12 protein-coding genes are annotated in these 13,090 nt (G+C 58.5%); 4 read left to right on the top strand and 8 right to left on the bottom strand.

What is annotated here, in order from left to right:
• The first annotated feature begins 108 nt into the window (after positions 1-108).
• A complete protein-coding gene (locus ACTJKV_RS16595; protein WP_274101387.1) occupies positions 109-768 on the top strand; it encodes a peroxiredoxin in 660 nt (219 codons plus the stop codon).
• 166 nt (positions 769-934) lie between these two features.
• Complete coding sequence (locus ACTJKV_RS16600; protein WP_111847097.1) at positions 935-2,563, top strand: ABC-F family ATP-binding cassette domain-containing protein; 1,629 nt, start codon at positions 935-937, stop codon at positions 2,561-2,563.
• 75 nt (positions 2,564-2,638) lie between these two features.
• Here ACTJKV_RS16600 and ACTJKV_RS16605 read toward each other — a convergent pair whose 3' ends face one another.
• Positions 2,639-2,872 carry a DUF2171 domain-containing protein gene (locus ACTJKV_RS16605; protein ID WP_062424162.1) on the bottom strand — a complete coding sequence of 78 codons (234 nt, stop codon included), beginning with the start codon at positions 2,870-2,872 and terminating at the stop codon, positions 2,639-2,641.
• 202 nt (positions 2,873-3,074) lie between these two features.
• Here ACTJKV_RS16605 and ACTJKV_RS16610 point away from each other — a divergent pair, with 202 nt between their 5' ends.
• Entirely contained in the window at positions 3,075-4,754 is a 1,680-nt protein-coding gene (locus ACTJKV_RS16610; RefSeq protein WP_274101392.1) for an FAD/NAD(P)-binding protein, read from the top strand.
• 52 nt (positions 4,755-4,806) lie between these two features.
• Positions 4,807-5,547, top strand: a complete 741-nt coding sequence (locus tag ACTJKV_RS16615) for an MOSC domain-containing protein (RefSeq protein ID WP_274101393.1) — start codon at positions 4,807-4,809, stop codon at positions 5,545-5,547.
• 17 nt (positions 5,548-5,564) lie between these two features.
• Here ACTJKV_RS16615 and ACTJKV_RS16620 read toward each other — a convergent pair whose 3' ends face one another.
• The 7 genes from ACTJKV_RS16620 to ACTJKV_RS16650 form a co-directional block, all read right to left on the bottom strand.
• Positions 5,565-6,806 (bottom strand): glucoamylase family protein, encoded by a 1,242-nt coding sequence (locus ACTJKV_RS16620; RefSeq protein ID WP_274101395.1) that lies wholly within the window; start codon positions 6,804-6,806, stop codon positions 5,565-5,567.
• A 106-nt stretch (positions 6,807-6,912) separates the two neighbouring features.
• Positions 6,913-7,983 (bottom strand): lipocalin-like domain-containing protein, encoded by a 1,071-nt coding sequence (locus ACTJKV_RS16625; RefSeq protein WP_116493540.1) that lies wholly within the window; start codon positions 7,981-7,983, stop codon positions 6,913-6,915.
• Positions 7,973-10,381: an ABC transporter permease gene (locus ACTJKV_RS16630; protein WP_274101397.1), complete on the bottom strand. Its 2,409-nt coding sequence runs from the start codon at positions 10,379-10,381 to the stop codon at positions 7,973-7,975. Before ACTJKV_RS16630 ends, ACTJKV_RS16625 begins: the two co-directional genes overlap by 11 nt.
• Complete coding sequence (locus tag ACTJKV_RS16635; protein WP_274101839.1) at positions 10,378-11,037, bottom strand: ABC transporter ATP-binding protein; 660 nt, start codon at positions 11,035-11,037, stop codon at positions 10,378-10,380. Before ACTJKV_RS16635 ends, ACTJKV_RS16630 begins: the two co-directional genes overlap by 4 nt.
• A 51-nt stretch (positions 11,038-11,088) precedes the next feature.
• A complete protein-coding gene (locus ACTJKV_RS16640) occupies positions 11,089-11,598 on the bottom strand; it encodes a 2'-5' RNA ligase family protein (protein WP_337993145.1) in 510 nt (169 codons plus the stop codon).
• A 2-nt stretch (positions 11,599-11,600) separates the two neighbouring features.
• The gene (locus ACTJKV_RS16645) at positions 11,601-11,852 is read right to left on the bottom strand and encodes a DUF2188 domain-containing protein (RefSeq protein WP_062600022.1); all 252 of its coding nucleotides are present in this window, start codon (positions 11,850-11,852) and stop codon (positions 11,601-11,603) included.
• Between the two features lie 104 nt (positions 11,853-11,956).
• Positions 11,957-12,850 carry a DMT family transporter gene (locus tag ACTJKV_RS16650; RefSeq protein ID WP_274101398.1) on the bottom strand — a complete coding sequence of 298 codons (894 nt, stop codon included), beginning with the start codon at positions 12,848-12,850 and terminating at the stop codon, positions 11,957-11,959.
• Positions 12,851-13,090: the final 240 nt, after the last annotated feature.

Below are 13,090 nucleotides of genomic sequence, written 5' to 3' on the forward strand. Positions count from 1 at the left end.
AAAATTCAGACTCATTTTTCTTTGAACCTTTGCAGCAAGCACAAATCTGCGGCGACATGCAGTGGGTTTCACGGCACTATTCCGTCAACATGTGAATGGGAGCAGACAATGACATTGCGCATCAACCAGACCGCACCGGATTTTACGGCTGACACGACCCAGGGCCAGATCAGCTTTCATGACTGGATCGCCGACAGCTGGGCGGTACTCTTCTCTCACCCAAAGAACTTCACTCCTGTCTGCACAACCGAGCTCGGCGCGATGGCTGGCCTTGATGGGGAATTCAAAAAGCGCAACGTCAAGGTCATCGGCATTTCCGTCGATCCGGTCGAAAGCCATGCGCAGTGGAAGCAGGACATCAAGACCGCAACTGGCTTCAATGTCGAGTATCCGTTGATCGGCGACAAGGAACTGAAGGTTGCCAAGCTGTACGACATGCTGCCGGAAGACGCCGGCAGCAGCTCCGAAGGACGCACACCGGCGGATAACGCGACCGTGCGCTCGGTCTACGTCATCGGCCCGGACAAGAAGATCAAGTTGATCCTCACTTATCCGATGACGACCGGCCGAAACTTCGATGAAATCCTGCGCACGATCGACTCCATCCAGTTGACGGCAAAGCATCAGGTGGCAACGCCCGCCAACTGGAAGCAGGGCGACGATGTGATCATCACCGCTGCCGTTTCGAATGAAGATGCGGTGAAGCGTTTCGGGTCGTTCGATACCGTGCTGCCCTATCTGCGCAAGACCAAGCAGCCCCAGGCATAACCAGCCTCCCAAGGCGAGAAGAGGAAAAAGCGGCCATAAGCGGCCGCTTTTTCCATTTGAGAGCGGCTTTGGCACTGTTCTTGGCTACGCCGAACATTCAACGGATGACACCGCAGGCAGGCCGTGGCATAGGGGCGCAACGTTTTGACAGTTTGGTCCGCTCCCCATGATCCGCATTGAAAATATCAGCAAATCCGCCAGCCATCGCATTCTTTACATTGAGGCGTCAGCTGCGCTCAACCGCGGCGAAAAGGTCGGTCTGGTGGGACCGAACGGTGCTGGCAAGACCACGCTGTTTCGCATGATTACCGGCGAGGAACTGCCCGATGAAGGTCAGGTCGCCGCCGAGAAGAACATCACCATTGGCTATTTCAATCAGGATGTCGGTGAGATGGCCGGTCGCAGCGCGGTTGCCGAAGCCATGGAAGGCGCCGGCCCCGTCAGCGTCATTGCCGCTGAACTTCGCGAGCTTGAGGCCCGCATGGTCGATCCCGATCAACTTGACCAGATGGACGAGATCATCGAACGTTACGGCGAGGTCCAGGCCCGATATGAGGAGCTTGATGGCTATTCGCTTGAAGGCCGTGCACGCGAAGTCTTGGCGGGCCTCAGCTTCAGCCAGGAAATGATGGACGGCGATGTGGGCAAGCTTTCGGGCGGCTGGAAGATGCGCGTGGCGCTCGCCCGCATTCTCTTGATGCGTCCGGACGTGATGCTTCTCGACGAACCGAGCAACCATCTTGATATCGAAAGCCTGATCTGGCTGGAAAACTTCCTGAAGACCTATGACGGTGCCCTGCTGATGACCTCTCACGACCGGGAGTTCATGAACCGCATCGTCAACAAGATCATCGAGATCGACGGCGGTTCGCTGACCACCTATTCCGGCGACTATGGCTTTTACGAACAGCAGCGGGCGCAGAACGAGAAGCAGCAGCAGGCGCAATTCGAGCGCCAGCAGGCGATGCTTGCGAAGGAACTGAAGTTCATCGAACGCTTCAAGGCGCGCGCATCGCACGCCGCCCAGGTCCAGAGTCGGGTGAAGAAGCTCGACAAGATCGAACGTGTCGAGCCGCCGCGTCGTCGCCAGTCGGTGGCCTTCGAATTCCTTCCTGCCCCTCGCTCGGGGGAAGACGTCGTGTCGCTGAAAAAGGTCAAGAAGGCCTATGGCAGCCGCACCATTTATGACGGCCTGGATTTCATGATCCGCCGCAAGGAACGCTGGTGCCTGATGGGCGTCAACGGCGCCGGCAAATCGACGCTGTTGAAACTGGTAACGGGCAGCGCCGAGCCGGATGCAGGCGTCGTCACGATCGGTGCGAGCGTGAAGCTCGGATATTTCGCTCAGCATTCCATGGATCTTCTGGATGGTGATGCCACCATCCTGCAGTGGCTGGAACAACGCTTCCCGAAGGCGGGACAGGCCCCCCTTCGTGCGCTCAGCGGCTGTTTCGGCTTTACCGGTGACGATGTGGAGAAAAAGTGCCGCGTTCTTTCCGGTGGGGAAAAAGCACGCCTGGTGATGGCCGCGATGCTGTTCGATCCGCCGAACTTCCTCGTCCTCGACGAACCGACCAACCACCTGGATCTCGACACGAAGGAAATGCTGATCAAGGCGCTTTCGGAATATGAAGGCACCATGCTATTCGTATCGCACGACCGCCATTTCTTGGGCGCCCTCTCCAACCGTGTCCTCGAGCTGACGCCGGATGGCATCCATCAATATGACGGTGGCTACACCGAATATGTCGAGCGGACAGGCATGGAAGCGCCAGGTCTGGAACGCGCCGCCTGATGGCGCTCGTAGCAAGACAAATGAGCAAAAAATGCGGCTGGAACGCCGCATTTTTCGTGAAGGAGTGTCACTCGATTAGTTGAGTGTTTCCCAGTTCTGGCGCACATCCGATGCCGACTTGCTGAGGTGAACATGGGAATCGACATGGTCGACCCAGTCAAGTGGGATAAGATGATGCTTGCCGTCATCGGCATCGTTCTTGGTGAGCTTGATGCGGCTTTGGCCCTCCAGATGATCGACGGTGCCGACATGGCTGCCATCAGCGGCTTTGACTTCCATATGCTCGCGAATATTGTCTGCAGATACCATTGGTATTTCCTCCTGTTTTATCGTTTCGGATGCGAAGGAAATGAGCCCGGCGCCGTTTCGTTCCGACAAAAAAATCACTCAAGCCGCCCAAAAGACCCAGACTGACCGTCCGTTAGCGGACGCTTTAAGAGACGATGGAACAACACTCCGATCCTAGACTTTAATGTGGTCACTATCATCATCCGGACTGGGCGGGATCCACGTGAAAAACAGAATCTGCATTATCGGATCGGGTCCGACCGGCATCTACACGCTGAAGAACCTGATCGAATCCGCCACTCCTCTCGACATCACCATCTACGAGGCCGAAAGCGAGGCAGGCAAGGGAACCCCTTATCTTCCCGGCATCAACGACCCGGTGATGTTGTGCAATATCCCGAGCATCGAAATTCCATTGATCGGCCAGATCTTGACGGACTGGCTGAAACAGCAGCCGGACGCTTATCTTCAGCGCTTCGGCATTGTCAAAAGCGAGATCAACGAGCGCCAGTTTTATCCGCGCGTGGTGCTGGGAGACTATTTCCATACGCAATTCCGTTTCCTTCTCGCAGAGGCAGAGGAGAGAGGGCACGTGGTCACGGTGAAGCCTGGCCATCGCGTGTCGGACATTGTCGTCGGTCCAGGCGCCATTCAGGTGAAAACGGAGCATGCCGAGCAGTTGGGGAGCGCTTTTGGTCATGTGATCATGGCGACCGGCCACGATTGGCCTGAAACGACCGAGACGAAGCCCGGATACTTCGTCTCTCCTTGGCCGGCTACCGCTCTGGAGAGCATTCGCGGCGGACGGCTCGGCATTCTCGGAACGTCGCTGAGCGCCATCGACGCCCTGATGACCGTCTCGACGTCGAACGGCTCTTTCCTCTATGACGAGGCAGGCGCGCTGACCTATAAGGCTGCAAGCGACGCCGGTGATTTTCAAGCGACCTTGATGTCGCGAAAAGGTCTGCTGCCGGAAGCCGACTTCTATTTCCCCATTCCCTACGAGACGCCGAGCATCTGTACGGAAGAAGCGGTCGATGCGCTGATTGCCCAGGGACCGAGCGGTCTTCTCGATGCGACATTCGAGCTTTTCCGTCAGGAACTCTCGCTGCGCGATCCGGACTATGCCATGCAGATCGGATTGTCGGATCTCGACGTCGATACTTTTGCCGATGCCTATTATGCGTATCGCTCTGGAACCGACCCCTTTGCCTGGGCCGCGCTCAATCTCGCCGAAGCGAAGAGCAATATGGCCAATGAGGTCACGGTGCCGTGGCGCAATGCCATCATGATCACCCATGAGATCGTTGCGAGAATCGTGCCTCATCTGGATCTTGAGGACTTCAAGCGGTTCGGAAAGTCCTTCAAAAGCATCTTCATCGATGAGTATGCGACTGTCCCGCATCTCTCTATTGAGCGAGTCCTTGCGCTTCGCAATGCCGGCGTGCTGTCGATCCAGAAACTCGGAAACGATTATGAGATCGCGACCGATCCCGGGCGCCGTGGCGCGACGGTGACGACGGACGATACGACACTCCAGTTCGACACCTTCATCGATGCGACGGGTCAAAGCGCCCATTCCGCCAAGGACATTCCCTTCCCCAGCCTTGTTAGCAGTGAGGTGGTGCGCGAGGCGCCAACCGTGCTGGAACGCAGCGTATTATCGGACGACAATGCGCGCGCAGTTGCCCATCTTGGTGGCATCGATGTGGATGAGGAGTATCGCGTTATCTCCGGGGGTGCACTTCAGACAGCGCTCTATTGCGCCGCAATTCCCTATCTCCTGCACAAACATCCATTTATACAGGGGATCACCAGTGCTGCTGAAATAGGAGAAGTCGTTGCAGGGTCGATTATCAAGGACTTGGCGAAAATTGACCTGCACGAGCGTCTTACGGCTTGAAGACGCTTCCCGTAACAGGGAAGCACTCTGATCAACCGTTGGAATTCGCAGCATGAATAAAGTCGGCCACATCCAGGAAATCTGGCGTTACCCCGTCAGTTCAACTGGAGGCGAAAGATGTGAAACCGTTACCCTCCATGAGAGAGGTATTGCCGGCGATCGGTGCTTTGGACTTTTCGAGACCAGCACCGGCGCCATCGCCACACCGGAAAAGGACGCACGCTGGCGCCCTGCCCTCATGCTCTCCAGCCGGATCGATGGCGCCGGAAAAACCTGGCTTCTGTTTCCCGATGGCGATGAACTGCCCATTGACGATCACCATCTTCCAAGAAGACTGTCTGCGCATTTCGGCTTCAGCGTCTCCATCGGCAAATACGCCGATGCGGCGGAGAAGCTCGAACAGAGGCTCCCCGTTATCGGCAGGGCCTATCAGGCAAGCCCGCTCCACCTTCTCTCCTCGGCCTCGGTCGAGCAGATCCGAAACCGTCTGGCTTCAGGCGAGGCCGATCGCAGGCGCTTCAGACCGTCGATCCTTCTCCAGGCATCGGTAGCGGATGCCTTTCCCGAAGACGACTGGCTCGGTGCCATCCTGCATATCGGCAATATCCGCGCCATCGTCATTGAGAAGACCAAGCGCTGCGGCGTTACCCTGATCCCGCAACCGGAGCTACCGGAGCAGCCGGATGTCTTGAGAACCATCCTGCGCACGAACCACAGATGCCTTGGCGTCTATTGCGATGTGGTCGAAAGCGGGGTTCTGGAAACGGGAACAGACGTATTCATCGAAGGATGAGGACCGGCCGTTTGGCTTCACTTCGGTCGCTCGAACCCCAACCTGTCCAGTCCGCGCTGTACTTCGGGTGCGTTCATGAACAACCGCCAAAGCAGACCAGAGCGATGGTTTTCCATCATCGCGACGATCGGCCCCTGGTTGGTGGCCAGATGCGTTTTCGCCGCCCAACCGGTGGCGGGTGAGAAGGAATCGACAAAACCATATCGTCCCAGCAGCTTTCCATTTTGATTGGACGCGAAGATCTCCAGCGCCTGTTCCGCCTCATCCGGCAGAAACGCAAAACTCGAAAGGGCGGCCGTCGGCGCGATAATGCCGCCATCAACGCTTGGCGAGAAGGCGCGGTAGCCTTTCGGCCCATCGCAGGCCGTCATCCCCCAGGCACCGTGAGCGCCAAACTGGGACTTGCAGTAATCGTGATTGATCTTCGCGTGGGCCGTCACCTGCTCAGCGTAATCGCAATAGCGGTCGCGAAGCCCGAACGGGTTGAGGCCACAGAACGAATATTGCGACAGGAACAGCGGGCCACCAAAGGGTTCGCCCAGAGGCAAAACCGTATCGAGATAGGTGTTACCATTGACCATCTCGCCATGCCTTGCCCACCCGGCATGGTAACTCTCCGGCTTGATGGCATGATGCTCTGCGCCAGCTGCAAGCACGTAAGCGATCAGCGCCTCGTTCCAGCCGGTGATCGGCACGTTGCGCGCCCAGTGATACTTTGGACTCCAATGCCAATAGAGCGGCCCATCCTTCTTGCGGGTGAACCACGACCACTCCACGCCTTGAATGATGTGATCCGCCGAAGCTCTAAAGGCCGTCTCGTCCGGAGCCTGTCCTGCGAAATACTCCCTAGCGCAGATGAGGCCCTGCAGAAACAGCGAAGTTTCTACCAGATCGGCACCATCGTCCCTGCGGCCGAAGGGGAGAATCGTCAGCGTCTGCGCATGCACGAAATGCGGTAAGGCACCGTGAAACCGCTCCACGGAGGACAGCGACTGAAGCATGCGTGCGACCCGCTCGAGCGCTTGCCCGCGACCGATCCATCCCTGCTCGCCACCGACAAGAATGGCCATGAGGCCGAAGCCAGCGCCGGATATCGAGACGATATCATTGATCGGCTTTCCCTCGGCACTCAGCCGGTCAAAAGGCAAGCCTGTGTCGGGGTGAGCGCCCGACCAGAAATAGTCGAAGGTCGACCGATGGATATCGTCGAAAAGATTGACGGAGGGAAAGGCGTTCGACTCGGACGTTTCTATTCGCACTCTTGTCCGGCTATCGCCTTTGCGACAGCCGCCCCTGGCATCGAGATCATGTATAAAACTCGCTTTCTCCGTCTCGAAAAGACGATGCTGAGCATAGGCTTATGTATCAATAGCCCGTCATCTCCAGATAACCCACACCCTTGCTGCTACCCTCGAAGGAAATTGGCCCCTCCCAATAGGGCGTGGACGTTGCCATCCAGGCCTGCTCGTTGAGGGGGCGCGTCGTGATATCAAGACCTTTGCCCGGAATTCTCACCCGCCACGCGACTGGAATGGTCTTGCCGTTCACATCGGCGCTCCGCAGCGGTTCGAGAATGACGTCATCGGGCGAAAGCGGCGTCGTCTTGCCATCGGCGGAGATCCAATTGGCAGACGTGTACCCACCCTTGCTATCCCGCAACCGGAAGGCCATGACCTTGTCGCCCGATGCCAGATGAAGCGAGAACCAGTCCCATCCGGTCTGATCTGCGGCAAGCGGCTGCGACGACCACTCGCGATCAAGCCACGCGCGCCCGCTGACCTTGATCGATCTGCCATCAAGTTCGGCACTGCCTGTGACCTGATAGAAGGGCTGGGAGTAGTAATAGCTTGCCTGGCCCGCGAGCGACTTGACCGAAAAACCGCGATCTCCCTGCAGCGCGAGAGGTCCTTTGGCATCCAGTTGCAGTCGATAGGAGAAATCCGTGCCGTTGGCCGTCAGCGTCAAATGATCCAGGGCGTCACCGGAATCCTGCGGGCGGACCGTCATCTGCCAATCATCGATCCAGGCACTGAACGGCGCGATTTCTACGCCGGCTTGCCCGACACCACCCCGTCCCAATTTCTCGGCAACGAAATGCTTTTCCGGGGTGGTGACCGCAGCGTGGCCGATCCAGATCTGAGAACTGGACCAGCCTTGCTTGTCGGTGGGCGCAAGGGCGGAACGAAAAAGTGTCCACTGCGCCCCGAGAGCACGGCCATCTTCGGTCGTCAGATTGGCGGTTACATACCACCACTCGATACGATAGTCCGGATGCGCTCCATGATCCTTGGGAAAGACCAAGCTCACGCCACGCTGTGGTATTGCAAAGCCTTGCGCCTCCGAGCCCAGCCCCGCAAATCCTTGCGCCGATGCTGCAAGCGGCTGCACCAGGGTGAGACATAAAAGCAGGAGGCTGAGATGTATTCTACCGCTCATTGGCAAACACCCTGAGAAGATCCGCCGGATCGATGGAGGCCAGGCGGCGGACGGGCAGGAGGATGGAGAGCAGCGCCGCAATCAGCGCGATGACGCCAAGGCGCAGCCACTCCAACGGAAAGATCATCATCGGAAGCTTCCAGCCGAAGGCCTCGACATTGACGATCGCGAGCAGCACCCATGCCAGTGCAAGGCCAACGGGAATAGCGAAAATGAAGGTGATGAACCAGAGAGCGAGCGTTCGCCACACTTCGAAAAACGCCAGATTGCGCCGCCTGATCCCCATAGCCCAAACGGGTGCGAGCTGTGGGAGTCTTGCGCCCGAAAGAGTAAGAAGGCTGGCGAACATGGCGAAACCGGCAACGCCAAGCGTCAATATATTGAGGGCCGCCGTTACGGTGAAGGTTTGCTCAAAGACTGCCCGGGACTGACGCTTGATCGCCGCCTGATCGATAATGTTTCCCTCCGGCAAGCCAAGCTCCGTAACCATCCGCCTCTTCAGCTCGGCAGCGCGGGCGGGCTCGACACGGATGCCATAGCGCAGTTTCGAGGCTTGCGGGTAATGCGTCGTCAGAGCATTTGCGCCGACCATCAACTGACCGCGCGGGTTGCCATAGTCGGAATAGACGCCGACGATCCGCACGGTCCAGCCGTCCACAAGCCGCAGTGTTTCTCCGAGTTTCAAACTCTCTCCGCGCCAAAGCTGCTCATTGATGAGAGCGCCGGCCCCAGATGCAACGGCGTCCCAGGCATCTGGCTGCTCGGACAAAAGCGGCCAGTGGTCGCGATAGGTCGCATGGTCCGCGACCCCTGATATCTGCACCGGCTTGCCCATGACCTCCCCTTCAGCACTGAAGATCGGAAGCACGGCATCGGCGTGTTGTGGCAGCCATGCTCTGAGGCGAGCGGCTTCCTCGTCGTTTCTGGCGGTGACATAGAGCTCAGAGACCAGGCGCTGATCGAGCCAACCGATGAAGGTCATTCGGAAACTCGACACCATCGTGCCCACGCCGATATTGGCCGAGAGCGCCAGAAGCAGCGCCATCAAAGCAAGAGACAGGCCCGGCAATTGCAAGCGCGTATCCGCCCAGAACCAGACGCTCAGCGCCGCCTTTGCGCGCCGTTGCGCCCATGTGAGCGCTCTTGACAGGAAGGCAGGCAGAAGCAGTGCTGCCCCCAACAACAATGCGCCCAGCACTGTGAAACCGGCGACCAGCCCTTTGCCGAACAGCGCCACCATCACCGCGATCAGGAGAAGGCCGGTGCCCGCGATGGCCTGCAGGCGGAGTGCACGAGCCGATAAAAGGCCCCAGGCCTGCGGCTGCGAGGAGGCGAGAAGCGGCATGCGACGCACCCGCCAGAGGCTTTGGATGGAGGATAGCAGGGTGCCGACAAGCGCCATGCCCATTCCCGTGGCCCACCACTCCGGTCGCAATTGGAGGCTTCCCGGAACGGACGCGCCGTAGAGACCACGCAGTGTCGATGACACGCCAGGAAGCAAGGACGAAGCGATGACGTAGCCAAGGGCAACGCCGATAACTCCGGCCAGCAACGCCAGAACCAGGATTTCCACCAGGAGAAGCACGGTCAGCATGGGCAGCGAAACGCCAAGCCCGCGGATGGTGCGAAAGCTGGCTCGTCTCTGTTCGAAAGACAAGCCGGTTGCCGAGTAGACAATGAAGAGACCGACGATGAAGGCAAGAAAGCCGAAGGCGGTGAGGTTCAGGTGGAAACTGTCGGTCAGGCGGGCCATATCCGCCCTGTCTTCCATCGGCTGGAGGTGGAGCTCCGGCGCAATGGTTTGCACATCCGGCAAGCCGGAGCGCTGGTTTTGCGCCATCACAACGCGGCTCAATCGCCCGTCTCGAACCAACAACCTATCCGCCAGTCCGATATCGACGAAGGCGGCATCATCCGGCACATCCGGCGAAATCTTCAAGGGGATCTGCGTCTGACCCTCAAGTCGCGCTGCGGTCGCAGGCGATACGATCAGCAGGCCCTTGTCTGCCATGAAGTCCACGAGATCGGAAGAGCCGGCGATCTGAACCGGGCCGCCCTCACCCGTCATTGTCAGCGGATCGACTCCGATCAGCCTGATCCGCACCGTATTGAAACGGTAGTCACCCTCGATCACTGGCGAGACGTTCCATCCCGCCCGCCGAAGCGCACCAAAATTTTCCGGCGCGATCAAGCCTCCGTCGCTGGCAACGAGGCGCGGAAGGCTGCCTTGCTCGATGATCGACGCCGAGCGCGCATAACTCGCCCTGGCCTCCGCATTGATGGCCTGAACGCCGGACCACAATGCAGTCGCAAGACCGATCCCGAGCACGAGCGTCACAAGCTGCAGCGGGCGGTAGCGCCAGTGCGAGATCAGCGCGTGGAAAACGGCCCAGATCATGCGACGATCTTTCCACCGCGCAACACCACCTGCCGGTCCAGCTTGCTCGCCATGCGGCTTGAATGTGTTACCAGCAGCAGTGCCGAGCCCGCACTTCGGCTCAGCGAGATCATCAGGTCGAGCACCACTTCGCTGGTTGTCTCGTCCAGATTGCCGGTCGGCTCATCGGCCAGAACCAGTGTGGGGCGTGCCGCTAGCGTCCGGGCGATCGCCACACGTTGCTGCTGCCCGCCCGACAGTTGCTCGGGATAGCGATTGAGCAGCGTACTGAGGCCCAGGGTGTCGGTAAGTTCACGCGCCCAGTCCGCATCGTAGCGGCCGGCAAGCTTCGCATGAAAGGCAATATTGTCTGCGACGCTGAGGGAAGGAATAAGGTTGAACTGTTGAAACACCAGCCCGACAGTCTTGCGCCTGTAGCTGGCGCGTCCAGCCTCATCCAGCGCGGTAATATCTTCCCCATTGACTATGATCGAGCCGGTGTCGGCCCGATCCAGCCCGCCGGCAAGATGGAGAAGCGTGCTCTTGCCGCTGCCCGATTCCCCCGTCAGAGCCACACTTTGCGCCGCATCCACGGACAGGTCTATGCCACGCAAAACAGCAATCGGTCCCTCTGCGGTTCGGTAGGACTTGCTGACATTGGAGAGCGTGAGAAGCATTGCTGAAGGCATCACTTTCGTATTTGCCGGCGGAACGCCGGAAGCAGCACCCTACTGCGGAAAAGGCAGAAACGCGCGGTGTCCCCATGGTCCACCGAGATAGTCCCACAGGTCAATTCCAAGGATCGTGATATGACGCGGTTCAAGGCCTGCACGCAACGCATCGTAGAGAGTATCCGCGGACGCCTTCTCCACCTTGTTCTGGACAGTGATATGCGGTTTGAACTTCTGTCGATCCTGCGGCCCGGGCCACGATCCGAAGGCTCTAAAAAGGTTGGCGCGCAGGGTTTCCAATTCAAGGCTCATGATCTCGAAAGCGACGCCAGCTCCCAGATGCCTGACGCCAGAAACCTCTGCCGTGAAGGGCTGAGTTTGCGCCACAACCTCTTGGGCAACACCGGACGCTTCGCCAAAGACCCGTCCCGGCAAGTGGTGAAACAGGGTGACGTGGGCGTTTAGGAAGTTCCGATGGGGCGGAAAATGCTTCCGCCTCATTTGGTCAAAATATGCCATATCGCCTGGCGCGGCATGTGCCGTGACGATGATCGGCGGAAGCGTCATTTTTATCGGTCTGCGGTGTCGTCGACAACGTCCGTTTCCGGCCGGTCTCCACCCTTTACATGCTGCGATTGCCAGTGCCCATCGGCAAGCTGGTAGGAAATTTCAACTTCGTCTCCGCCGATCTGCTGGCGGCGCGCCGCATCCCGCGCGGCTTCCAGAGCCGTGTCATGGTCTGGAAAAGTCTCGGACCAGACATCATCGACGCGATACGCAAATCCACCGTCATGTTGATCGACATGATAAACAACTGCCATGAGAGTCTCCTTTTACAGGCTCTCGAAAACGTCGCGACAGCGTGGATGTTCCCAAGCAAGGTGGCTTCGACAGCGAAAGCATGGGCAGCGCAAACACGGGACGTCTAAAGAATACGCTCCTTCGGCGATCGCACTGTGCGCCGCTCCCAGCCAACAAGCACAAGGCTTGCGGTCACGATCAGAAGGGCGCCGATGAAGACATTGGCGGCCGGGATTTCCGACCAGATGAGATAGCCATAGAGAAACGCCCAGATCAGTCCGGTATACTCGACCGAGGCGAGTGAGGAAGCTTCGGCGTGCCGGAACCCCTCATAGAGCAGAAACTGGCCGAGCGTGGAAATCAGGCCGACTCCGATCATCAGTGTCCAGCCCTGCATGTCCGGGTTCATCCACAGCCAAGGCAGAGCCAGCGCGCAGGCGATGCCAAACAACGCGCTCGTCGCATACATCTGCGTCAGCGTCGTTTCACTCTTGCTGACGATGCGAACGAGTATGGTGCTCCAGGCCCAGCAGAAACCGGCAACGATGCATAGAAGCGCCGGCAGCCAGTTCGGCGAGTGCGTCGGATTAGCTGCGACGAGCACGCCGATGAAGCCGAAGGCACATGCAATCCAGCGCCCCATGCCGACCTTTTCCTTCAAGACAAAGATGGAAAGGACGACCACCATGATCGGCGCAGAGAAGTAAAGCGTCGTCAGTTCCGCCAGCCCAAGATAGAGGGACGAACTGTAGAACAGCATCCAGGCGATCAGCATCAGCGTTGCGCGCAGCACCAGCGTGCCGCGATACTTGCTCTTCAAAATGGATGGGTGACCGTAGAAATAAGCCAGCGTTCCGGTGATCGCCACGATGACTGCACTACGGACGAAAAGGATCTGGGGAACATAATAGGTTTCCACAAGGTACTTCACCAACGCATCCTGCATGGCAAAGCAGGAATAGCCCATAGCCGCGAGACTGATGCCGAAAAGCGGCCTAGCCTCCAAAGAACCCGTCATGCTCATTCACCACTGGCTGTCGATGCTAGCCCGTTGAAATACCGATCGGCGACCGGACTATCGAGCAAACATGGATGCGTCCGCCTCAGGCAACGCAGTGCAGGATGGATCGGATATCCTGCCGGCTTTTGCAACCCCAAAATGCATCAGGCTGGTTCACCAGTTTAACTCCGACCAACGCTTGCTAGAATAGCAGAAAGCCGCGGAGCGAACCCCACGGCTTTCGCACATGCGCTAAAA

Source organism: Agrobacterium sp. 22117, from assembly GCF_052045735.1.
GTDB classification, from domain to species: domain Bacteria; phylum Pseudomonadota; class Alphaproteobacteria; order Rhizobiales; family Rhizobiaceae; genus Agrobacterium; species Agrobacterium cavarae.